Source organism: Lysinibacillus sp. NPDC093197, assembly GCF_044754025.1.
In the GTDB taxonomy this organism is placed as follows: Bacteria; Bacillota; Bacilli; order Bacillales_A; family Planococcaceae; genus Lysinibacillus.
In genome coordinates this window covers 390,539-413,437 of sequence record NZ_JBIVOH010000003.1, presented here as the reverse complement: position 1 = coordinate 413,437, position 22,899 = coordinate 390,539, and the positions used below count along the sequence as shown (strand labels likewise).

At 36.4% G+C, this 22,899-nt stretch carries 20 protein-coding genes and 1 other RNA gene; 15 read left to right on the top strand and 6 right to left on the bottom strand.

All coding sequences use genetic code 11. The features are described from left to right. Positions 1-69: 69 nt before the first annotated feature. The 3 genes from ACIP9G_RS11870 to ACIP9G_RS11860 all read left to right on the top strand — a co-directional run bounded on the left by ACIP9G_RS11870 (position 70) and on the right by ACIP9G_RS11860 (position 2,758). On the top strand, positions 70-546 hold the full coding sequence (locus ACIP9G_RS11870; RefSeq protein ID WP_340821250.1) for a hypothetical protein: 477 nt from the start codon (positions 70-72) through the stop codon (positions 544-546). A 135-nt stretch (positions 547-681) separates the two neighbouring features. After that, a complete protein-coding gene (locus tag ACIP9G_RS11865) occupies positions 682-1,260 on the top strand; it encodes a TetR/AcrR family transcriptional regulator (protein WP_340821249.1) in 579 nt (192 codons plus the stop codon). 76 nt (positions 1,261-1,336) lie between these two features. Then, the gene (locus ACIP9G_RS11860; RefSeq protein ID WP_401019511.1) at positions 1,337-2,758 is read left to right on the top strand and encodes an MDR family MFS transporter; all 1,422 of its coding nucleotides are present in this window, start codon (positions 1,337-1,339) and stop codon (positions 2,756-2,758) included. Between the two features lie 263 nt (positions 2,759-3,021). On the opposite strand, the gene ACIP9G_RS11855 is transcribed toward ACIP9G_RS11860, so the two are convergent. Beyond that, positions 3,022-3,603 (bottom strand): TetR/AcrR family transcriptional regulator, encoded by a 582-nt coding sequence (locus tag ACIP9G_RS11855; RefSeq protein ID WP_401019508.1) that lies wholly within the window; start codon positions 3,601-3,603, stop codon positions 3,022-3,024. A 249-nt stretch (positions 3,604-3,852) separates the two neighbouring features. Between ACIP9G_RS11855 and ACIP9G_RS11850 the strand changes: the two genes are divergently transcribed. The 3 genes from ACIP9G_RS11850 to ACIP9G_RS11840 all read left to right on the top strand — a co-directional run bounded on the left by ACIP9G_RS11850 (position 3,853) and on the right by ACIP9G_RS11840 (position 6,949). Continuing rightward, positions 3,853-5,103, top strand: a complete 1,251-nt coding sequence (locus tag ACIP9G_RS11850; protein ID WP_401019505.1) for an MFS transporter — start codon at positions 3,853-3,855, stop codon at positions 5,101-5,103. A gap of 71 nt (positions 5,104-5,174) precedes the next feature. Then, entirely contained in the window at positions 5,175-6,236 is a 1,062-nt protein-coding gene (locus tag ACIP9G_RS11845; RefSeq protein ID WP_401019503.1) for an LLM class flavin-dependent oxidoreductase, read from the top strand. Positions 6,237-6,550: 314 nt separating this feature from the next. Beyond that, positions 6,551-6,949 carry a hypothetical protein gene (locus tag ACIP9G_RS11840; RefSeq protein WP_401019501.1) on the top strand — a complete coding sequence of 133 codons (399 nt, stop codon included), beginning with the start codon at positions 6,551-6,553 and terminating at the stop codon, positions 6,947-6,949. 139 nt (positions 6,950-7,088) lie between these two features. Here ACIP9G_RS11840 and ssrS read toward each other — a convergent pair. After that, a non-coding RNA gene (gene ssrS, locus ACIP9G_RS11835) (6S RNA) lies at positions 7,089-7,281 on the bottom strand. A 243-nt stretch (positions 7,282-7,524) separates the two neighbouring features. Between ssrS and ACIP9G_RS11830 the strand changes: the two genes are divergently transcribed. Then, positions 7,525-7,863 (top strand): zinc ribbon domain-containing protein YjdM, encoded by a 339-nt coding sequence (locus ACIP9G_RS11830; protein WP_401019499.1) that lies wholly within the window; start codon positions 7,525-7,527, stop codon positions 7,861-7,863. Between the two features lie 49 nt (positions 7,864-7,912). Here the strand turns inward: ACIP9G_RS11830 and ACIP9G_RS11825 are convergent, their stop codons facing one another. Together ACIP9G_RS11825 and ACIP9G_RS11820 are read right to left on the bottom strand one after the other, a co-directional pair. After that, complete coding sequence (locus tag ACIP9G_RS11825) at positions 7,913-8,419, bottom strand: zf-HC2 domain-containing protein (RefSeq protein ID WP_340821179.1); 507 nt, start codon at positions 8,417-8,419, stop codon at positions 7,913-7,915. Between the two features lie 95 nt (positions 8,420-8,514). Next, positions 8,515-9,156: a YfbR-like 5'-deoxynucleotidase gene (locus ACIP9G_RS11820; protein WP_401019497.1), complete on the bottom strand. Its 642-nt coding sequence runs from the start codon at positions 9,154-9,156 to the stop codon at positions 8,515-8,517. 171 nt (positions 9,157-9,327) lie between these two features. Between ACIP9G_RS11820 and ACIP9G_RS11815 the strand changes: the two genes are divergently transcribed. Continuing rightward, positions 9,328-9,768, top strand: coding sequence for a hypothetical protein (locus tag ACIP9G_RS11815; protein WP_340821177.1), 441 nt, complete (start codon positions 9,328-9,330; stop codon positions 9,766-9,768). Between the two features lie 181 nt (positions 9,769-9,949). Here the strand turns inward: ACIP9G_RS11815 and ACIP9G_RS11810 are convergent, their stop codons facing one another. Then, on the bottom strand, positions 9,950-12,970 hold the full coding sequence (locus tag ACIP9G_RS11810; RefSeq protein WP_401019494.1) for an ATP-binding protein: 3,021 nt from the start codon (positions 12,968-12,970) through the stop codon (positions 9,950-9,952). Between the two features lie 286 nt (positions 12,971-13,256). Here ACIP9G_RS11810 and ACIP9G_RS11805 point away from each other — a divergent pair, with 286 nt between their 5' ends. Continuing rightward, positions 13,257-14,288: a GGDEF domain-containing protein gene (locus ACIP9G_RS11805; protein ID WP_401019491.1), complete on the top strand. Its 1,032-nt coding sequence runs from the start codon at positions 13,257-13,259 to the stop codon at positions 14,286-14,288. A gap of 54 nt (positions 14,289-14,342) precedes the next feature. On the opposite strand, the gene ACIP9G_RS11800 is transcribed toward ACIP9G_RS11805, so the two are convergent. Further along, a complete protein-coding gene (locus tag ACIP9G_RS11800) occupies positions 14,343-15,470 on the bottom strand; it encodes a response regulator (protein WP_401019489.1) in 1,128 nt (375 codons plus the stop codon). A gap of 528 nt (positions 15,471-15,998) precedes the next feature. Between ACIP9G_RS11800 and ACIP9G_RS11795 the strand changes: the two genes are divergently transcribed. The 6 genes from ACIP9G_RS11795 to ACIP9G_RS11770 all read left to right on the top strand — a co-directional run bounded on the left by ACIP9G_RS11795 (position 15,999) and on the right by ACIP9G_RS11770 (position 22,357). Continuing rightward, a complete protein-coding gene (locus ACIP9G_RS11795; protein WP_401019487.1) occupies positions 15,999-16,787 on the top strand; it encodes a 3D domain-containing protein in 789 nt (262 codons plus the stop codon). A gap of 127 nt (positions 16,788-16,914) precedes the next feature. Beyond that, positions 16,915-17,457 carry a superoxide dismutase family protein gene (locus ACIP9G_RS11790; protein WP_340821175.1) on the top strand — a complete coding sequence of 181 codons (543 nt, stop codon included), beginning with the start codon at positions 16,915-16,917 and terminating at the stop codon, positions 17,455-17,457. 303 nt (positions 17,458-17,760) lie between these two features. Further along, positions 17,761-18,315, top strand: a complete 555-nt coding sequence (locus ACIP9G_RS11785; RefSeq protein ID WP_401019484.1) for a superoxide dismutase family protein — start codon at positions 17,761-17,763, stop codon at positions 18,313-18,315. 327 nt (positions 18,316-18,642) lie between these two features. Continuing rightward, positions 18,643-19,602: a TAXI family TRAP transporter solute-binding subunit gene (locus ACIP9G_RS11780; protein ID WP_401019481.1), complete on the top strand. Its 960-nt coding sequence runs from the start codon at positions 18,643-18,645 to the stop codon at positions 19,600-19,602. 197 nt (positions 19,603-19,799) lie between these two features. Further along, the gene (locus tag ACIP9G_RS11775) at positions 19,800-20,315 is read left to right on the top strand and encodes a DUF1850 domain-containing protein (RefSeq protein WP_340826381.1); all 516 of its coding nucleotides are present in this window, start codon (positions 19,800-19,802) and stop codon (positions 20,313-20,315) included. Next, positions 20,312-22,357 carry a TRAP transporter permease gene (locus tag ACIP9G_RS11770; RefSeq protein ID WP_401019479.1) on the top strand — a complete coding sequence of 682 codons (2,046 nt, stop codon included), beginning with the start codon at positions 20,312-20,314 and terminating at the stop codon, positions 22,355-22,357. Before ACIP9G_RS11775 ends, ACIP9G_RS11770 begins: the two co-directional genes overlap by 4 nt. The last annotated feature ends 542 nt before the right edge of the window (positions 22,358-22,899 follow it).

Here is a 22,899-nt window from a genome sequence, read left to right as displayed (position 1 = left end):
GAATTTTATTAAAATAAATGAAACGAATTTGAGAAATAAAAGTCAAATTTAGAAAAAGGAGGTTGCACATTGAAAAAGTTATTTTTAATGATTGGCTTGATTGCACTTTTAATAGCGGGTTGTTCGAATGATGTAAATAAAACTCACCATGAAGCAGAACTCAATAAAGAAAGTTTTCCTCCATCTATGGCAGGCTGGGTCCATGTTAATGGGAAGAAGTTTGAAATGGAAGCGGGCGGTTATCAATGGGAAAGGAAAAAGTGGCTAACAACTGAGACTGTTCAAACTGATCATGCATCTCCAAACCAAGTAGCTGAAAAATTACAGGCGATTCAGTTAGAACCAAATATGAACATGCGTATTGAGGTTGAAGAAAACCCGGAAATCTTTGTTTATCTTTGGAATGAAAACGGGAGAGATAATGAAATTATGTTGAAAAACAATGAGATGGCAGCGCCGTCAAACAAAGGTCGATATATTTTTGAGGTTTTAGCTAGATGGTCAAATGGTGAGGTATCCTACACATTTGTAGTTGAAGTGAACTAATTGGTCAGCGACATTTCATTGTATTGATTGAATTTAAGGTGGGAAGGTTAGAGTTATTAAAATTTGACAGCGTTCAAAAAGACTTTTATTATTATGTAGACCGTTCGTTATAATTTTTTTAAGGGAGGTAATCCTATGTCTAGTAAAAAAACATCGCGAGAGAAAATTTTAGAAGCTGCAACAGAGCTTTTTCATTTAAAAGGATACCATGCTACAGGCTTGAGTCAAATAATTCAAGAGAGTGGCGCGCCAAAAGGTTCTTTATATTATCATTTTCCTGATGGTAAGGAACAATTAGCTGTTGAAGCGATCAACTTATCAGCAAATAGAATTGCAGCAGAAATTGAGCAAAATCTAGCAGCTTACGAAGATCCAGCGAAGGCATTTCAATATCATATAGAAAGTATTTCGGGAATTTTTCATGACATGGATCCAATATCAAAATTAAAAAATGTTCCAATGGGTTTACTCGCAATGGAAACAGCATTTGTAAATGAGAATTTACGTCAGGCTTGTGAAGAAACCTTTGAAATATGGGGAAATCTTTACTTTGAGAAATTAAAAGTTAGTGGTTATAGTGAAGAACGTGCTTACTTAATTAGCAAAACAATAAGTGCATTAATTGAAGGTGGGATTACATTATGTGTAACCAAAAAATCGAGTGAGCCTTTAATTCAAATTAACAAAATGATTCCTTTATTGCTTTCTAAGTAAATAGGGGCTTCATTTTTATGCTTATTATATAGACCGGTCTAATTAATTATAGAGAAAGAAAGGAAGTATTTTATTTATGGCTTCATCTTTGCAAGTTGTGCCAGTACGAAAACCTAAAAGTATGGCTTTTGTGCTTATGTTTGCAGCATTTATAGGGTTGTTTAGTGAGACAGCTTTAAATATGGCTCTGACCAATATTATGTCCGATTTCACTGTTTCAGCTGGGACAGCACAGTGGCTTACTACAGGCTATCTATTAACAATAGGTATTTTAGTGCCTGTTTCATCTCTTCTAATTCAATGGTTTACAACAAAACAGTTAGTTGTTGGATCATTAGTATTTTCGATTGTAGGAACGATTTTAGCAGCTTTAGCACCAAGCTTTCCGATTTTACTGCTAGGTCGTATCATTCAAGCGTTTGGAACGGGCATTATTTTACCGCTCATGATGAATGTAATTTTATTAATTTTCCCGATTCAAAAGCGTGGAGCGGTAATGGGGTTAATGGGGCTTGTTATTACGACAGCTCCTGCGATTGGGCCAACATTGGCAGGCTTAATTGTGGACTCGTTGGATTGGTCGTTTATTTTCTGGATAAGCCTTGTTTTTTATGCAGGATTAGTCGTAGTGGGGCTTAAACAAATCGATAATGTATCTACTATTACGAAGCCAGCTATTGATGTTGTTTCAATTATTTTATCGACACTTGGATTTGGCGGCTTCATTTACAGTTTAAGTACTATTGCAGAAAAATCCTTTGCTTCTGCAGGGGTATATATACCATTTATTGTTGGCCTAGTTTCAATTGCGTTATTTGTAATTCGTCAATTTAAAATGGAGCAGCCTATGATTAATTTACGAACGTTTAAATATCCTATGTTTACGTTAGGGACGGTATTGTTATTTAGCGGTATGCTTTTAATTTTATCAACAGCGATACTATTGCCTATGTACTTAAAAGGTTCTTTACTATTCAGTGCAACGGTTGCTGGTCTTATTCTTTTGCCTGGTAGTGCCATGAATGCAGTTTTATCACCAGTAGTAGGAAAGATGTTCGATCAATTTGGTGCAAAGAAATTTTTGCCCCTTGGCTTTCTGCTAACATTAATTGCAAGTTTACTTTTTGTCTTTACGATTTCCGCACATACACCCGTTTGGCAGATTATTTTAGCGAATACAATATTCTTTATAGGGATTTCTATGATTATTATGCCTGCGCAAACAAATGGTTTAAATCAGTTGCCACGTGAATTATACGCAGATGGTGCAGCTGTTATGAGTACATTACAACAAATTGCAGGTGGGACAGGGACAGCATTGGCTATTACATTAATGGTCAGTGGACAAAACAAGCATTTCGAAAAATTCCAAAATGCTTCACCATTTGAATTAATGGCTGAAGGGACAAAGTATGCATTCTTCTTTATCGCAGCCATTGCGCTTATTGGGCTTGTGTTATCAGTTTTTGTTAATGGAAAACGTGTTGAGAACAATTAAGTTGGGTCTATTTAAATAGCTGAAACAACAAAATAATGACACCCCAATCGTTATGATAAAAAAACTAGCCCTTTGCTGACTAGCATCGGTAAGAAGAAGAATTTTGGCCAGAGCATTACATCAAATATAGAAAAATTTTTGCGTATTAAGGAAAATGAAAAACTCGTATGTTGATTTATGTTTTATCAACATGCGAGTTTTCCCTTATCTATTGGATGTTCTATATTCTCGGCAACAGTTGTTGTAAGTTTGACTGTTAAATGTCATTTGAGCAATGTAAGAGTCGTTGCGATTGCATTGTCGATAAAAGAGCGTTGAGGGCGGGATTTCATCATAACTGTTAGACCGATTAATGCGATAATTAGTGATTGTGCTAAAGATTTTGCATCAGTGTTGGCTTCCAGCTCACCAGATTGTATTCCCCGTTCAATCGTTTCTTGAAAGATAACAGTTAGGTACAGTTGATGTTCTCTAGTTAAAATTTCAAATCGCTCATCATGCGGTGCGAGTTCAACCATCGTATTAATACAAAAACAGCCTTTACTAAGTGCACCTCCATATTCGTCATTGATGATATCTGAAAAAAAAGTAGAAAATGCCTCTTTTATAGAGGAGTGACTTTGGAGCTTGGTTCGAATATCGGATGCGCGGGACATTGTATATTTGCGAAGTGCTGCTTCGAATAACTCTTTCTTATCACCAAAGGTTGAATAAATACTAGGGCGTTGAATGCCCATTCTAGAAGTAAGGTCGCTTAATGAAGTAGCCTCATATCCTTTCTCCCAAAATAACTGCATTGCTGCGTTTAAAACTTGATCCTCATCAAACTCTCGGGTTCTTGCCATAAGAATACCTCTCTTCAATTTTCGATTTTAATGTTTTGTATGTTGACAATTAGATTGTTATTTATATACCGAACAGTATGTAATCATTATAGTATTAGCCGTGTTTTTAGTCAAATCTATTGAATGCAACGCTTTTGTAGAAAATAAAAGTGTTGACAATCAAAATAAGTTTAAGCTATATTTACCAATAATTATATTGTACCGTTCGGTATGTTATGGTTGCTAATTTAACGTAATGGAGGTTAAGGTGTGTACAAAACAGATTCGAATCTAGAAAATGGCCCACTTTATTCTAAGGTGAATAGTCCATCTCCTGAAACTAAACCTCATGGGCATCAGCATTCATCCATGTCTCGCTCTTTGACATTATTGTTTGCGACTGCCTGTGGAATGTCAGTGGCCAATATTTATTTTGCCCAGCCATTGCTCGATCGATTATCGAATGATTTTGGCATTGACCATTCCGTTATTGGTGTTGTGATTACTATCACACAAATTTTTTATGGATTGGGTTTACTACTACTCGTTCCCCTTGGAGATTTATTAAATCAACGGCGCCTTATTGTGGGGCAGATGCTCTTATCCACAATAGCTTTGATTATAGTGGGGACAGCTTTCTCTAGCGTTGTACTTTTCGTAGGTATGGCTTTAGTAGGTCTTCTTGCAGTTGTGACCCAAACGCTTGTGGCTTATGCAGCAAATATCGCTTCTCCTACAGAACGAGGGCGTGTCGTTGGTATTGTAACAAGTGGAATAGTTATCGGCATACTGCTCGCGCGGACTTTTGCCGGTATACTAACAGATCTAGCAGGTTGGCGTTCCGTATATATCGTCTCTGCAGCACTCATGCTTTTGCTAGCTAGTTTGTTTTTTAAAGTACTGCCAGTTGTTGAGCGCGAAGTGAAATCAATCACTTATCTCCAGTTGATTAGGTCAACGTTTACATTATTTATTCAAGAGCGAACTTTACGCGTTCGTTCAGTTTTAGCGCTGTTGATTTTTGCCGATTTCAGTATTTTATGGACTTCGCTCGTTTTACCACTTAGCGCACCGCCGTTTGCTTTATCTTATAGTGCAATTGGAGCTTTTGGTCTTGTTGGTGTAGCAGGAGCATTAGCTGCGGCAAGTGCAGGAAAACTTGCAGATCGAGGGTACGGACAACGAACGACTGGTAGTGCTTTATTATTATTGCTAATTTCATGGTTGTTTATCAGTTATCTACAACAAACAATTGTCGCATTAGTTGTCGGTATTGTTCTACTTGATTTGGCTGTACAGGCAATACATGTAACGAATCAAACGATGATTCTTCCGTTGCACCCCGAAGCAAGGAGTCGACTTACTGCTGGATATATGATGTTCTATTCTATCGGCAGTGCGAGTGGTTCAATTGCCTCAACTCAAATATATGCACATTTCGGCTGGGGAGGCGTTTCTTTGCTTGGCGCTTCGGTCAGTGCTTTGGCTCTGCTTTTTTGGGCTTTAAGTATTCGAAAATAACTGGGTGATAGTACTACTACGAGTAACACTATATTTATTCTTATAATTTAATTGGACTAGGAGAGATTTAAATGGAAATAGGTATTACATCTTTTGTAGAAACGAAACCGGATGTTTATAATGGCGAAGTGATTAGTCATGCCCAACGTCTACGTGAAGTGGTCGAAGAAATTATCCTTGCTGATCAAGTAGGGCTGGATGTGTTTGGCGTTGGTGAACATCATAGGAAGGATTATGCAGCATCATCTCCAGCGATGGTTCTCTCAGCGGCTGCACCCCAAACGAAAAACATACGACTTACAAGCGCGGTAACTGTGCTTTCTTCAGCTGATCCTGTACGTGTTTTTCAAGATTTTTCTACACTAGACGGGATTTCAAATGGACGCGCGGAAATAATGGCAGGGCGAGGTTCTTTTATCGAGTCATTTCCGTTGTTTGGCTATAATTTGAACGACTATGATGCGCTGTTTGAAGAACATTTGGAGTTGCTGCTTAAACTTCGTCAATCGGAAAAAGTAACGTGGGAGGGCAGACATCGACCTGCAATAAATAATTTAGGTGTCTATCCAAGACCTGTTCAAGATTCTTTACCTATATGGGTCGGTAGTGGTGGAAATCAAGATTCTGCCATCCGTGCAGGCCTGCTCGGATTGCCACTGATGCTGGCGATCATTGGTGGTAGCCCGATGCAATTTGCACCAATTGTACAGTTATATAAAAAAGCGGCGGCTCATGCAGGTCATGATGTCTCCAAACTGAAGGTGGGATCTCATTCGATAGGTTTTGTAGGGGAGAATAGGGAACTGGCAGCAGATACATTTTTCCCATCCACTCAAGCTGGTATGAATAAACTTGGCAAGGAGCGGGGCTGGGCTTATTATGATCGTTCAAGTTTTGATGCAGCGCGAAGTTTTGAAGGGGCATTGTATGTTGGTGATTCTGATACTGTCGCAGAGAAAATCATTCATTTGCGTAAGCATGTGGGGATTACTCGTTTTATGATGTATGTACCGTTAAGTACAATGCCACATAATCAAGTGATGCGTGCCATTGAATTGCTTGGGAAAGAAGTTGCCCCTCGTGTTAGAGAGGAAATTGCTAAATGGGAAGCTAACGGTGAACGGGATATATGATGATTTAGTAACTAGAAATCTATTTTAATATGACAAATTTTAATGAAACAAGACTAGCTGTTTTAGCTAGTCTTTTTCTTCATCTTTATAGCAAGAAGAATCCCGATAATTATGAGATTAATACTGTACTGTAAAAAGCAAAGGTACCTTTTTATAACTGGCTAAATGAACGTGATGTTCGTACACAAGTAATTAATAAACCGGGTAATTTTAAAAATTGGCTGGCATGGTAGAGAGAAAGTGGAAAGTAGGTGCTCACATAGTTATTACTAAAACCTCACACATTAAATTTAATAAAGATTGGAGGTTCTATAATGAAAATCGTTATTAAAGGTTTTTTTCTTTTATTAACCTTAGTTTTATCCTTTTCAACATTAGTTCATGCAGAAGAAAATAAACAAGAAAAAGAAGACAATAATGAAGGTACGGTAATATATCATGTTAAATACGATTATGATGCAATATGTAAATTATTGGGGATGAGTAGAGGGGAATATAATCAGAATTGGAATAAAGGTCTTTCTATATCTGAGATGGCGAAGAAAAAAGGTATTGAAAGAGGTGAGGTGGAAGGATATTTTTATAATTTCCATTATGAAGAAATGCAAAAATGGAGAAAAAAGGGCGTTTTGGAAGAGAAGCATTATTTCGATCTTGTATATAGACTAGCTGATGATATTGAGGAATTTATTGACCGAAATCCAAATCGTTAATGCGTTAAGTTATAACTGTAATTAGTATTAATTTATTTTTGCATCAAATTTGCATCAACGCTTGTTTTTAACAAAAAAACTCACCCTCCAATAAATGAAGGGTGAGTCGCTTTGAAGCCTTGAGGCTCTAATGTAAAATTTAAAAGCCGCGTATGCCGTATTTCTTATAGAAAGTTTTAAACCACCACTCCTCAAAGTGGGTGTTCGCAGAAGTTTTCCTGCTTATCCTCATGCACCTAAGTGTGAGGCCCGTCATTCCAACTCCAATAATAAAACTCCCTTTTACAGCTTAAAGGTTAAAACTTAATATTATACGAACAATGCAGCCTTTAAGGATATAATACGGCATGATAAACAAAGTTGCAAGTAAGATGGTTTTTGAAAAAAAGTCAATGGGCACGTGCTATAAAACATGAAATTTATACATATAAAGCGCTTGGATTATATGAAATGGCTTCATATATTTTTCACAAATACGAACGAAAAATGCGAACAACCTTTGCGAAATTATAGTAAGTGTGTAAAGATAGGAGCGTAATCATTTACTTAACGAAAATTCAAGGGAGGAAGCGGAATTGGCAGCATATCCAAATTGTCCGAAATGTAATTCTGAATACACATATGAGGATGGCGCAAACTTTATATGTCCAGAATGTGCACATGAATGGAGCACTAATGCAACAGAGCAAGAGTCAGATGCACTTATTGTAAAAGATGCAAATGGTAACTTGTTAGCAGATGGTGATGCAGTAACAGTTATTAAAGATTTAAAAGTAAAGGGAAGCTCTTCAACTCTAAAAATGGGCACAAAGGTTAAAAGTATTCGCCTTGTTGAAGGTGACCACAATATTGATTGTAAAATTGACGGTTTCGGCGCAATGAAACTAAAATCAGAGTTCGTGAAAAAAGCCTAATAGCTGGAATGATAAGGAGCATCTTTCATACGAGAGATGCTTTTATCATTTAAAACCTCCGTAAAATGATGGCAAAGGCAGAGCCAAGCAAGGCGAAAATCGTATGTAATAGAGCTATATAGCTAGCGCCAATGATAAGTGCACTAATATCCATAAAAGAGACACCATGAATATAGAGTGGATTGCTAAAATTATTAATGATGGCCCATACAAAAACAGGTATAGAGCTTATGGCAAATACTATCCAAATGTTTTTATAAAATAAATAGGTTAAACAGCCGAAAAGGGCATATAACGCGACAAAGCTTTTATGATCGCCGAGTAGGGATGAGTTGAGGGCAAACATAAAAGATAGCACGATAAAAACGAGATGGAAAAATGTTAATGTGCTTTTCATGGATAAGTTTTGATTAGATGAAAGCTTCGTTGCGGCCAACTGCTGACAGTGTTTACATGTAGCTAAATGCTGTTCGACAAATTCAGTTGTATCGGCTTGTAGACCTTTAGTTTTATATAATGGTAGTAAATCTTCTACTATTGAACATTCATGTGACAAAATTTTCCCTCCCATCACTCCTATTATACGCCTTTTTTTAGGAAATAAAAAAAGCCTTCCGTCGATCAATTCATCGGAAAACTTGTACATGCACATTATTTGTTTGTGTTTAATACTTCATTCGTTAGCGTTTGAATATCAATATGTGTTTTCTCCTTAACAGCATCTTTCAATATTTCAGTACGGAAATATTGGACTGTTGCCGGAAGAGGAATAGCTAAAAGCTTCGCCAGCGCTGTTTGATACATATAGACGAATTCCATATCGGTATTACCGCGCTTTAATTCTGCAAATGCTTCATAAAATTGATCTAGTTTATCTGCAAATTCAAGCAAACGTCCTTCAATTGTTGCATCTTTGCCTTCTTTCATACGCTCGAAAAAGATGTCCTGGAAATCTTTCGGGATTTCGTTAATAATGAATTTTTCCATCATTTTTTCTTCCACATGTGCGAGCATTTGTTTAAGCTCAGGACTAGCATGCTTAACGGGAGTTTTTATATCACCGATAAATACTTCAGCGAAATCATGATTGATGGTTTTTTCATATAATGACTTCCAGTTTACTGTAGCGCCATTCATTTCTTCGAGAGTTGCAAAAAACATGGCGTATTGTGAAACTTTCCATGAATGGGCAGCTACATTATGCTCTTCGAATTTGAAGCGGCCAGGGCAACGAATAATACGTTCTAAATCATTAAGACTTGTAAAAAATTGATGAATTCCTATAAGAATCACTCCTTTTTGTTCTATAAGTGCATGTTACTATAATCAATACCCTCATTGTGCAGATTTCAAACAATTTTACAATGATTCATGCTACGTTTACAAAGGATTCACATTTAGAATGAGAGAACATAATGAGGAATGCTATAATTAGTAAGACTTATTAAAGGGAGAGTATGCATTATGATATCGATTTATACACTTCTTCTATATATACATATTTTAAGTGCTATCCTTTCGATTGGGCCATTGTTCGTAGTTTTAGCAATAGTAAAGAAAATGCATACAGCTGCGCATGAGGAAATGCCGCCATATATCCAAGTATTTCAGGGTGCGATTACGATTGTTAAACACGCTGGACATGTTCTAGTTGCCTCGGGTATTTTATTAATGTGGCGTGGAGGATATCCATGGACAACATCTTGGGTAGTGTTAACATTTCTTGTTATGGCAGGTTCCATCGTCTTTTTGGCGCGAGCGTTTAAACCGACTATTCGAACATTTAATACGCCGGCCTACAATCAGCAAAAATTTGCCTCGCTTTTACATCGAAAGGCATGGATGTATATTGTATTACTGCTCATTATGCTATGGCTAATGGTAGCTAAGCCCGTAATTTGGTAATCGATGCATGCAAAATAACAGCGTCTTAAATTGTGAAAATTGTGTGAGTGCCTGGCACTTCCCATCTTAAATTGTAAAAATCCACTGCACTTTCCGCGGGCACATTGTAAGCCGCGGGAGACGCAGTGGATTTTTATTTGGCTCTCCATAAATTGTGTGAGAATTGTGTGAGTGCCTGGCACTATTTTGGGATGTTGAAGGTGATTGTTGTGCCTTCATTCGGTGTACTTTTAATTTGCAACCTTTGCCCATATATTCTTTTAAGGCGTAGGTCAGTATTGCGTAGGCCTATGCCTCTACTAGTTGTATTAGTATCGGAAAGCAATTGTGTTAATGTACTGGCTTCTATACCAATACCGTCATCTATAACACTTACGGTTACATAATCTGAATACTCTTTGATGCGAATACAAACAGTCCCGCCGTCTTTTTGTTTCAATACACCATGGCGTAATGCATTTTCTACCAAAGTTTGCAATGAAATAGGGGGTATCTCAATTTGAATATGGTCATCGATATCCCAATCAATTTGTAATAGCTCCCCAAAACGTTCCTGTTCGATATAAAGATACGAACGGACAAGTTCTAGTTCATCACGAAGTGGTACAACTCGTTGTAAATTCCTTACATCAAAACTCGCATGTAGATAATTACCAAAATGGTGCATTAAATCAATCATTCGATTTGGATCAATTGTACTAAGTGAGGCAATTGTATTAAGCGTATTATATAAAAAATGAGGCTGTATTTGTGCCTGAAGCCAAGCAGTTTCTAAATGTAGTTGCTGATTAATGCTATATTTTAAGTCGATTAAAGCCCGACACCGTACTTTTAGTTCCAGCGCATTAATAGGTTTTGTTACATAATCATTTGCACCGTGAGCAAATCCTGTATAAACATCTTCGGGATTACTTCGAGCAGTTAACAATAATATTGGTAGCTCTAGTAAGGAATAATGCTCGCGAATATTTTCAATTAAAGCATACCCAGAAATATAAGGGAGCATAGCATCAATAATAACTAAATCCCACCTTTGCGTAGGCAACAACTCCAGTACCTTTTCGCTACTTGTAATTGTTGTAATGTCATATTCTGTGGCGGAAAATAAACTTCGCATCATTGTTAAATTAACAGGATCATCATCAACCATTAAAATTTTAAACTGTTTTTCAGAAGGTATGGCCTCTAAGTTTGTAGTACTTGCTGATAAAAGTACCTTCTCTTGTTGTTCCTCATTCATCTGTTCCTCATTTTCCATCTCATCGGCAATCGGTATGGTGAAAAATAAATCAAAGCCTTTATTCGGACTAGAATAGATTAGTAATGACCCTCCATGTAAATCAATTAGTTGCTTAGAAACCAGTAAACTTAGATGCATTCTATCATTATCTTCACTCCCTTGATCAGAAGAAAATAGATGATCCTGGAGTATCATATCCTTTTTTTCTATTCCAGAGCCTGTATCTTTAATATGAATAACGGCCATATTTTTTTCAATTGTTGCGCTTATTTCTATTAAGTCAGCGTTCGTATATTTAATAGCGCTGTGTAAGAGATTGAAAAGTATTTGAATAAGTCGTTTTTCATCTGCTAGTACACGAGGGAAGTTCCGTGCAATGGTAGAAGTCATTTGAATTTGTTTTCCAGCTGAAATAAAACGTAGCATATCAAAAATACCTGAAACAATTCCTTGAATACGCACATTTTTCTTATGGAGATGTAAATTCCCATCTTTTAAGCGTGTATAATCCAATATATCATTTAGCGTAAACGACATGCTTCGTCCAATATCAATTAAATATTTTAAATTCTGCTTATCCTCTGTGACGAAACTATTGTTTGGATTATCATAGATTGTTTGACCCAAGGTAATCATTTTATTCATAGGATCCCATAATTTCTGTGCATTACTTAATAAAAATTCATCCTTTAATTCCCCGTCTCTTTGTAATTGAGCAACTAACAGATTAATTTGTTGTTGGTTTTCATAAAAACGTTTAAACCAATAACCTGAAAAGCCAAGTGCAATCATTAAATAGTCGAATGGATAGAACGGAATAGTTAACACAAAATACATTTTTATCAGGCCCCATATAATACCGTTTGTTGTTCCAATGGCTGTAAACGCAATAAAAGCCGAACTTTCCTGATTACCTATGTACTCCTTCAAGGCAAGCGTTAAAACATATAAAAAGGAAACAATATAGAGCATGAAAAACACTAGGTTTGCTGTGTATAGCCATTGGATAGGTAATAGCACAATGAGAAGTGCTCCTAATGTATATAACATTGAGAACAATCGAAAATATTTTGCTTGTTGATATTTAACTAACAAGATGCGAATAAATTGCACAAAGAAAAATGAAGCTCCAAGATAAATAATATTTGATAGTTTCATTGACCATACGTAGTCTAAGTGAAACCAATCCAAAATTGAACGGTCGTGTGTAATGAGTTCATCTGCCAAAGGTAAAAGAAAGCCTACTGTAAACAGCAATACTATTTTTTTGCGATAAATAAAGATAAAGACAAGAATGCTAAACAATGCAAATAAAATGAGTAACATTGAAATAGCTACTAGTGATAATTCCGTAATGAGTTGATAGTGCGTCATAGCGGATGCTGAACTAAATGAAAGTCGCTTAGTTATAAGTACATTCGACGGCGTATCAAAATTGGATACTTGTAAAATGACATCAATTTCGGGCTGCTCTTCTGTAAAATATACAGTGTAAGGAGCGGCCTGCCCTTTATGATTACTAGCATTTGTTGATACTTCACCTGACTGTCCTACAAGTTTGCCGTTAATATACAATGCTGAGGCAGTTGAGATGGCAGGAACTTGAATTGCATATCGGTAATCTGAACCATCATTAGCATTTAACAAAATTTTTAAATGATAAGTGCCATAGTGTTGGGTTTTTGCTGCTACCTTTTGCATAGGAATAGTTCTAATAGTTTGATCTGGATGAGGGGAGCTAGTCGTATCTAACAATACTTCAGGATAATAAATCCATTCACCATTCATTTGAAAAACTTCATTCTCTGATAAAGAATGGTTGCGCATATCTAAAATACCAGCTTGTGCAGTTGGTTGGTCATTAGAAGGCATAAAATATGCTAGCCAAAGTATGCGGAAGATAGTAAGGACGATAAAAATCAAAGCGATAATTAGTAAATGTCGTACGATGGTCTTTTTCAACGCTACATAGAGCCTCCTGTAAGCAAAATAATTTATTGTCTCGTTTTACCATGCCATGGAATGAAGAAAAAGAAAACGGACTTTTTTATAAAAGAAAACTTTATGTAACTAAAAAGAAGTTTTTTAGTTCTTTTTGAGTAATTAACTTCTTCGGAAACAGGTTAAAACTATTAGTTGTTAAGTATTTTTTAAGAGGTATGACGTATGATGTTAAAATAAAAACTTTTAATATTGAAATCAATATAGCTTTTGCAAAATATCATCTCAATGGGAGAAATGATCTATTGTGGAGAAACTCAAGTTAAATTTATCGTTTGTCATTATTAGTATGATGATTATTGTTGTATTCGTTACATCTAGTATCAGTATTTGGATTAGTTATCAAAGTTTTAACGAAATGCTCGTACAATCTAAACTTGTCATGCAGGAAGAGTATATAGCAGAAGTTTCGGACATAGCTGAAAAATATGTACAAGAGGGATTACAAAATGCTGAAACAGAAGGTTTAACAAAGGAAAAGTTTAAACAAGCCGTAAATCAGGTGCAAAATGAAGATGTTATCTCTATAAGTATGTTCTTAAAAAAAGTATTATTGCCTTTATTATTAATGTTTGTAATCGTTTTCGTATTTGTGTTATGGCTAACTTTGAAAATTGCCCGACCTCTACAAGAAATTTCTAAATGTGGACGGAATGGCAATAAAATAGGCTCTTTACAATCAGTTGATGACTGGTATGTAGAGGCGAGTAACTTGAAAAATGTCATGTTACAATCGATTGCAGACTCACAAAATACAATTGATGAATTGACTGACCAGTTGAAATTAGATTCATTAACTGGAATTCCAAATCGCCGAAGTATGGATCATGTATTAAACAAATTAATTACAGAAAAAGTGCCACATGCCATAATATTAATTGATTTAGATGATTTTAAAAATGTGAACGATACATATGGTCATACAGTAGGTGATGAAGTTTTAAAAGCATTTGCAAGCAAAATGAAGGAAAGTGTGCATCAGCAGGGGAGCTGTTTTAGATATGGAGGCGAGGAGTTTATGGTTATTTTACCGAATACTGCAATCGAAGACGCTGTCAACTTAGCAGAAGATTTACGGATTAAACAAGCGTTAGCAGAAAATCCTAGTGGACGCCCTGTTACTTTATCTGCAGGTGTAACAGTTTTTGCTTCCACTTTTAGCAGCCCAAATGAGTTAATTGCTATTGCTGACCAAGCATTATATGAAGCAAAACAATCAGGAAGAAATTGTATACGTATAGTTGAGGGTTTATCAAGTGTTGTTAATTCGATGAACTAAAAAGAAAGGTAGCTGTCTCTGGAAAACGATTGTTTGGAGGCAGCTACATTATTTTTATTCTTGCGCAATAGTATCATATAACGCAATGGTCTCTGGATTGGGTAGAATACCAAGGTCTACATACAGGTTTTTCTTAAAGGTTTTGTATACTCTTACTGCATTTGCGCGATTATCTTCTTCGATATAATGTTGAATAAGTTTTTGGATAGTATTATCAGCATAAGGATTATACTCAATCATCAATAGTAACGTTTGCTCTCTTTTTTTTGCATTCTGTTTTGTTGTATAATGCTCGACTAAATAACTAAGTAAAAGTATAAGTTGGTTAAGAATAAAATTTGCTTTACTATGAATCCAAGAGTAATCTAGTGTCGCCATATACTCTCCGTGATAATTTTGAATAAATAATTCTGCTTTTTCTACATCAAATTCCCCAAACTCTTCTTTGTTTTTTAACATTTGCTCCAATTCCAGAACATCACAATGGAAATTTTCTAATTGTAAAATATAACACCCGTTTGCATATTGCAATACGTTGAAATAGCCTAAAGATGAAAGAGTTGTACGTAAATAAGAAACCGTTGTATGCAGTTGAACTCTTGCTTTTTTGTATTCTGTTTCAGCCCATAAGGCATCAATGATTGTATCGCGTAGTATATGACTGTTGAGATTAGAAAAGAGAAAGGCAAACAACTCTTTTGTTTTTACTGTTCGCCAATGGACGATGTTCTTGTTATGGAAGACGGTGAATCCACCTAAGCAATGGATGCTAAGGGAAGGCTCAATCTGCTGTACTTGTTTAGAGACTGTTGTATCTACTTGGAAGAGTTCCTGTATTCTATTAATAGTTGTCTCAAGACGAGATTTAGAAATGGGCTTTAATAAATAGTCGAGAGAATTAATTTCAAAAGCCTGAACAGCATAGTCTCGATACGCGGTTACAAATACAATACGGACATCCTTTTTCCATTTTTTTAATAATTGAGCAATCTCCAAACCGTTCATACCTGGCATTTCTACATCTAAAAAGGCTACATGAAAATCCAATGTCGGTGCCTCATCCAGCAAGTCGTGAATTGTTGAATATGCTTTAACAACTTCTACTGAATCAAATTCTTCTAACTTTTTTTCCATGTTTAAAAGAGCTAACGGCTCATCGTCTGCTATAATTACCCGAATCACAGTAGGACACCAACTTTCAGATTAGTATACAACCTCACTATGTTGCACTATAGATAATACTAATAATATTTAAATTGTTATTATTATGTTAATTAAGATTTATTTTACATTAAAAGGGATATTAAAAACTATAAGTATGTATAGCGACATAATTGAGCCCCTTCATATTCTACGCTTAGTACTAACTGTACTAGCCCCATAAGAAATTTCTACTTTAAAAGATTGAATCTATTAGATACCCCCTTTACTATATTATCGGTTACATAAGCTGTATTTCCATTATATAAAATATGCAAATGGTTAGTAGTAATACGAGCTATATTTTCCATTTAAATGTTTAATTTGCTAAAAAAATGATTGGAATTGTATAAAATCTTGTTTAAATAGTAATAATTTGTAATATCAGGTCCGATGTCCTGTGAAATTTAGAAGCATTCTACAATATTGCGTGCATAATTTAAGAGCCTAATTCTCTAGTGTGCTAGCAACGGAATGCAGAAAATTAAACAACTGGAGGTATTACTTATTATGAAGAAAAAAGCGATAGCATTAGCTGTAGCATTGACTCTTGGCATGGGGATGTTCGGGAGTGCCACTCCCGCTAAGGCAGCATATACTGGTCAGATTGGCGAGACACTGTGGGGATTACCCAATATTTTTAATTTGAGTTTAGCGGATTTGAAGGAGTTAGATGAAATTGATACCATATGGGTTGATCCGGAACAAGCCTTAAGTATCGAAAGAATTTTAAAAGAGGATACGACCGACGAGACTCATCTTATTGAGGCTGGCGACACATTATTCAGCCTTGCAAAAGTTTATAATGTGGAAGTTGAAGATTTACAAGAATGGAACAACCTTTCATCTGATTTAATTTTAGTTGGTGACGCTTTAGCTGTTAAGGCATCTGCAGCAAAACCTAAAACTGAAAAGAGTGTAGCGAGTACTTCTAGTTCTTCGAGTACTGTGAAAAAAACTACACCAAAGCCTGTAACAACAGTTACGAGTGCGCCATCTAACCAAGATGGCCAAACATATACGATGCGTGCTACGGCTTATACGGCATATTGTACAGGTTGCTCAGGTATTACAGCGAACGGGACCGATATACGCTCAAATCCAAATTTAAAAGTAATTGCTGTTGACCCAAGAGTTATTCCTCTTGGAACAAAGGTATGGGTTGAAGGGTATGGTGAAGCGATTGCTGCTGATACTGGCGGTGCGATAAAAGGAAATAAAATTGATGTTTTTATTCCATCAGATGGACAAGCCCGTAATTGGGGTGTAAGAACAGTTACAGTAAAAATTTTAAATTAATTAAAATAGGGATTTCTCAGTGTTTTTTCTGAGAAATCCTTATTTTTTACTATGAGGATAAATGCCTAGTTATCAGTTGCACAATTATTTAGACAGGTGATAAACTATAAAAAAAGGAGGTAATTTAATGAAACTGACAACTTTATTGATTATTTCTTTAGGTGTATTTTTGGTTGGGTGTGCTAGTAATAAGGAGGAAGCTAACTCTTCTTTAACAGCAACTGCAAAAGTTATAGGCTCTAATAATGAAAGCTATGGAGATGCCTATTTTGAAGAGCAGGATAATGGTGTCAAGGTGACATTAAATTTAAGTGGTTTTCCTGCAGAGGCAAAAGGATTACATGGCATGCATATACATGAAGCTGGAAAATGTGAAGGTCCAGATTTCGGAACAGCTGGTGGCCACTTTAACCCAACTTTTAAAGAGCATGGGAAGGATAATCCAAATGGTCACCACCTTGGAGACTTGCCGAATTTAGAAATAGCTGAGGATGGCACGGCCAAAATGACTGTTATGGCAGAAGGTGTCACTTTGAAAAAAGATGCAGAGTATTCTTTACTTGATGGAGAGGGTACTGCGATCGTTATTCATGAATCAACGGACGACTACATGACTGATCCCACTGGTGAATCTGGTGGAAGAATTGCATGTGGCGTAATTCAATCATAATAGAGAAGGACTATATCTTATATAGATATAGTCCTTTCTCATTTTAAATAACGGCTCCATTGATTTCTAAAAATCACCCTGTCAGTAGCAACCATCGCTAGCACATGGTTTGTTTGTTAGAACCATACATGCTATAAAGGGAGCGACTTGGACAGTATTCTTCACAGTAGCATTACTTCATACAAAGCTGGTAAGATGCAGAAGTTATTGTATTACCTTTTGAAAAGTGATGGGAAATCACCAGTACATATTGCATAAGTAATCGGTGAGATGGGTACCATCAGAAATAGAGGAGGTAATAACATGAAAAAAATATCAATATTCATTATTTCATTGACCGTATTTGTCGGAGGATGCAGCTTCTTTGATAAAAAAGAGGATAAAGTAGCTGTAAACGCTCCAAAATCAACTTTAACGGCAACTGCAAAAGTAATTGGTTCAAACAATGAAAGCTATGGAAATGCCTATTTTGAAGAAGAGGACAATGGAGTCAAAGTAACATTAGCATTAAGTGGCATACCAGCAGGAACACATGGTATTCATATTCATTCGGTAGGAAAATGTGAACCACCAACGTTTGAATCGGCGGGTCCTCACTTTAATCCGACACATAAAGAGCATGGTACATTAAATCCAAAGGGCTATCACTTAGGTGACTTACCAAATTTAGAAATTGGTGAAGATGGTACTGTAGATTTAAATTTCGTGGCTGAAGGTGTCTCTTTACAAAAAAATGTAGAAAACTCCTTACTTGATGGAGAAGGTACAGCGTTAGTTATTCATGAATCAGCAGACGACTATAAAACGGATCCTTCTGGTAATTCTGGTGCAAGAATTGCATGTGGGGTTATTCAATAAGGGCGATAGAAAGACTGTATCTATGGAAAATTTAGATACAGTCTTTTCTTTGTAATAATGACCATTGGTAAAGGGTGTAATGTAACTTTTATACAAAATGTATACATTTTAAATTAATTATATTTTCTGATAAAATATAATTTAATAGTTTATTAGAGATAAATAAAGGGTAAATGAGAGTTTATTTGTAAGTAGTGATAATTGATGAATGGGACAAAGAGTATAAATATAATTATCTGAATTTACTATAAATAGATTGACATAATTATACTTAATTTGATAGTTTTAAATAGATTCTTATAATATTTCCAAAGGGGGAAGATTAATATGAAGAAAAAGCAATTTAGATTGTTAATGCTATTAAGTGCCATTGCATTATTAATTTTAGCTGCATGTGGAACTGATAGTAGTACTGGCTCTGATAAGCCAGAATATTTAAGTTTATTAACGGGTGGAACGCAAGGTACTTACTATGCATTAGGTGGTACATTTGCTGATTTAATTACAACAGAAACAGACATTAAAACAACAGCAGAAGTTTCTCAAGCATCTGCAGCTAACATGACTGCTTTGCAAGATGGTAAAGGTGAGATTGCGTTTGTACAAACGGATATTGCTTATTACGCAACTGAAGGAAAATTAATGTTTGATGGTAAAAAAATCGATTCGATTGCTGCTTTAGGTGCCCTTTACCCAGAGACTGTGCAATTAGTGACGACAGAAGCTTCAGGTATTAAAACATATGCTGATTTAAAAGGGAAAAAAGTCTCTGTAGGTGCTCCAGGTTCAGGGACTTATGCGAATGCTGAACAATTACTTGAAATCCATGGCTTAACAATGGATGACGTAAAAGCGCAAAATCTTGATTTTGGTGAGTCTACTGATGGACTTCAATCAGGACAAATTGATGCTGCATTTATTACGGCTGGTACACCAACAGGAGCTGTAGAAGCATTAAATGCAACAACAAAAGTCAATATTATCGGTGTAGATGCTGGGAAAGCAGATGAGCTAATTGCCAAATACCCTTACTATGCAAAAGACACAGTAAAAGCTGGTACTTACGGTATTGCAAATGATACGGAGACAGTTTCTGTACTTGCGATGTTGGCAGTGAAAAAAGATTTACCAGACGATGTTGTTTACGCTATGACGAAAGCTATTTATGACAACACGGATAAGATTTCGCATGCAAAAGGTGCATTTATTAAAGCGGAAACGGCTTTAGATGGTATCAGCATTGATATTCATCCAGGCGCACAAAAATACTTTGATGAAAAGAAATAAAAAACACAAGTTCCATGCTAATGAGAAAGCTTTTATTTGCTCGTAGTTTGACTATGTGATGTGAATATTCTCGACATTGAATAAGCATTTTCCTTAACAGACAAAGGGGCTCGGATTGCGTAAAGCTTCGGGTCCTTTTTGATTCGTTAAGGCAAAACAAAAAAGCGGATAGTTTTTAAGGTGGGGGAATAGATGTGATGCGAAAGAGGAGAGTAGTTTTTGTTATAGCCTTATGTTGTATATGCTTTGGCATAATTATTTTTCTTCCTCTTCAAAAGGTATTCGCATTTACAGAAACACGTATAGACAATCCGAAAGTGCATTATATACCATTTGCTGCTGATAATGCTTTCAGTATAAGGTACACACATTCAATCCATAAATCTGATGTGTTTGAATATTATCGATGCGTAGAAAAGAAGCGTATTCAAATGTTAGGAATGGAGTATGAAGACTTAGCGGTTGGTATGCCGGGTTACGCGGAAGAAAATCAAACATTAACACAACGAGATGGTAAGTATTTTCTGCAATTTGACAAGGAAGTCATTGATAATTTCACAATTTTTATTGGGGATTTAGACTTGGATCTTGTGTTTGTTTATAAAAGTTATGAATATGATTTAAAAAAAGATTTACAAAGGGGTAAATCCTATTTATTTGAGGTGAAGCGATTATCACTTTATGAAAGATGGAAAGGAGTTAGGTTGAAATGACAAAACTGAAGGAACGCAACAACGAAGTAAAAGAACAATTTGAACAAATATCTGCAGAAGAGCAACAAGCAATACTTGAAAAGTACGATATTGAATCAAATGTGCGTACGATTTCAGGAATCATGAAGCATGTAATCTTCTTTGGATTATTAGCATTTTCATTGTTTCAATTATATACTGCGATTTTCGGGCAATTTACAGCACCGATTCAACGGACTATCCACTTAGGGTTTGGGTTAGCACTTATTTTCTTATTATTCCCAGCTCGAAGAAAAGCGCCAAAGCATAAAATTGCATGGTTTGATTATATTTTATCGTTATTATCTGTAGTTGTAGGTTCGTATTGGGCATTAAATTATACGGAGCTTGTTAATCGTAATGGTACTATCACACAGTTGGACTTTTTAGTAGGTTTAATTGCTGTCGTTCTCGTGCTTGAGGCTGCTCGCCGAGCGGTAGGCTTACCGATTATGATTATCGCGACTTGCTTCTTGATTTATGCTTATTTTGGTCCTTATTTCCCTGCCTTTATGGCGCACAGAGGGCAAGATTTTGAAAGTATCGTTAACCTTATGTATTTTACGACAGATGGTATTTTAGGAACACCGATTAGTGTATCTGCTACATTTATTTTTGTGTTCTTATTATTTGGTGCGTTCCTTGTAAAAACAGGGGTTGGTCAGTATTTTAATGATTTAGCTGTAGCTTTCGCTGGAAAATTAATTGGTGGTCCAGCTAAGGTAGCTGTCTTCTCAAGTGCTCTACAAGGGATGATTTCAGGAAGTTCTGTGGCCAACGTTGTAACATCAGGTTCGTATACAATCCCGATGATGAAAAAACTTGGATATCGTAAAGAATTTGCTGGTGCAGTTGAAGCAGCAGCTTCTACTGGTGGTCAGTTAATGCCTCCGATTATGGGTGCCGCGGCGTTTCTAATGGTAGAATTTATAGGACGCGGAATTACATATTGGGATATTGCAAAAGCAGCCGCAATTCCTGCGTTGCTTTATTTTACAGGTATTTGGATTATGACGCATTTTGAAGCAAAACGGGTTGGCTTAAGAGGCTTACGTGATGATCAAATGCCTAATCGTAAAGAAGTATTCAAGAAGATATATTTATTACTACCTATTATTGCCATTATTGTTTTAATGTTAACCGGAACACCTGTTATGCATGCTGCACTTTACGGAATTGTTATTTCAATTGCTGTAACAATGTTCAACAAAGACACTCGTTTAAAGCCAAAAGATATTGTCGATGCGTTAGTGGAGGGCGCTCGTACGGCATTGGGTGTTGTAGCAGCAACAGCTTGTGCAGGTATTATTGTCGGAGTAGTTGTTAAAACTGGCCTAGGCTTAAGTTTAGCTAATAGTTTAGTAGCATTAGCAGGGGGAAGCATTATTTTAACGCTTGTTTTCGTTATGATTGCATCACTAATTTTAGGAATGGGTGCCCCAACAACGGCAAACTACGTTATTACGTCAACGATAGCAGCACCTGCAATTGTGGCATTATTATCGCCAAATACACCACAAGAATTAGTGCCAGTTGTTATTTTATTATCGGCACACTTCTTTGTATTCTACTTTGGTATCATTGCCGATATTACACCACCTGTAGCACTCGCCGCATTTGCTGCTTCTGGTATTTCAGGTGGAGATCCAATTAAGACTGGCGTTAACTCTGCAAAGCTTGCTATTGCAGCATTTATTATTCCATATATGATTGTTTTCTCGCCAGCTTTATTAATGATAGATACGACGATACCGCAAATTTTATGGGTAGTATTTACCGCTGTTACGGGGATGGTCGCAATCGGTGCTGGCGTAATAGGGTTCTGGTACCGTAAAGTTCTATGGATTGAGCGTTTGTTTGCTATCGTAGCTGGTCTATTGCTTATCTATCCTGAAAAGTTTTCAGACTGGGCAGGACTTGGAATTTTTATTGTGCTTGTAGTAATTCAAATTTTAACACAGCACAAATATGGTGGAAACGGTACTGATAATGACAACAGCCATACTAAAAGTGTGACTGCTTAATTAAAAAATAATAAAATTTCAAACTGTATTATAAAATAAAAGCAAAAGTCCATGGTAGCGAAGGCGAGTGACTCCTGCGGGAACAGCACAAAACGTAAGACACAACAGGCGGCGCGACAGCGACGGTTGTGGCTTACGATGTGCCCGCGGAAAGCACGCGCCATAGCGGACATCAAAGACATGGCGAAAAAGTGATAGATTGAGGGCATTTTTCCGCTATGTAATAAAAATGAAACTTAGTGGTTCAATCTATTGCAGTAAATAAAAAATTAGAAATGAACGATGGTAGCGAAGGCGAGTGACTCCTGCGGGAACAGCACAAAACGTAAGCCACAACAGGCGGCGCGACAGCGACGGTTGTGGCTTACGATGTGCCCGCGGAAACACGCGCCGTAGCGGACATCAAAGACATGGCGAAAAAGTGATAGATTGAGGGCATTTTTCCACTATGTAATAAAAATGAAACTTAGTGGTTCAATCTATTGCAGTAAATAAAAAATTAGAAATGAACGATGGTAGCGAAGGCGAGTGACTCCTGCGGG

Bases quoted from the DNA above. Each gene is read 5' to 3' on its own strand.
- ACIP9G_RS11780 (WP_401019481.1), top strand. From the start codon at position 18,643: ATGAAGAAAAAGCAATTTAGATTGTTAATGCTATTAAGTGCCATTGCA.
- ACIP9G_RS11790 (WP_340821175.1), top strand. From the start codon at position 16,915: ATGAAACTGACAACTTTATTGATTATTTCTTTAGGTGTATTTTTGGTT.
- ACIP9G_RS11785 (WP_401019484.1), top strand. From the start codon at position 17,761: ATGAAAAAAATATCAATATTCATTATTTCATTGACCGTATTTGTCGGA.
- ACIP9G_RS11845 (WP_401019503.1), top strand. From the start codon at position 5,175: ATGGAAATAGGTATTACATCTTTTGTAGAAACGAAACCGGATGTTTAT.
- ACIP9G_RS11795 (WP_401019487.1), top strand. From the start codon at position 15,999: ATGAAGAAAAAAGCGATAGCATTAGCTGTAGCATTGACTCTTGGCATG.
- ACIP9G_RS11775 (WP_340826381.1), top strand. From the start codon at position 19,800: ATGCGAAAGAGGAGAGTAGTTTTTGTTATAGCCTTATGTTGTATATGC.
- ACIP9G_RS11840 (WP_401019501.1), top strand. From the start codon at position 6,551: ATGAAAATCGTTATTAAAGGTTTTTTTCTTTTATTAACCTTAGTTTTA.
- ACIP9G_RS11855 (WP_401019508.1), bottom strand. From the start codon at position 3,603: ATGGCAAGAACCCGAGAGTTTGATGAGGATCAAGTTTTAAACGCAGCA.
- ACIP9G_RS11865 (WP_340821249.1), top strand. From the start codon at position 682: ATGTCTAGTAAAAAAACATCGCGAGAGAAAATTTTAGAAGCTGCAACA.
- ACIP9G_RS11860 (WP_401019511.1), top strand. From the start codon at position 1,337: ATGGCTTCATCTTTGCAAGTTGTGCCAGTACGAAAACCTAAAAGTATG.
- ACIP9G_RS11770 (WP_401019479.1), top strand. From the start codon at position 20,312: ATGACAAAACTGAAGGAACGCAACAACGAAGTAAAAGAACAATTTGAA.
- ACIP9G_RS11815 (WP_340821177.1), top strand. From the start codon at position 9,328: ATGATATCGATTTATACACTTCTTCTATATATACATATTTTAAGTGCT.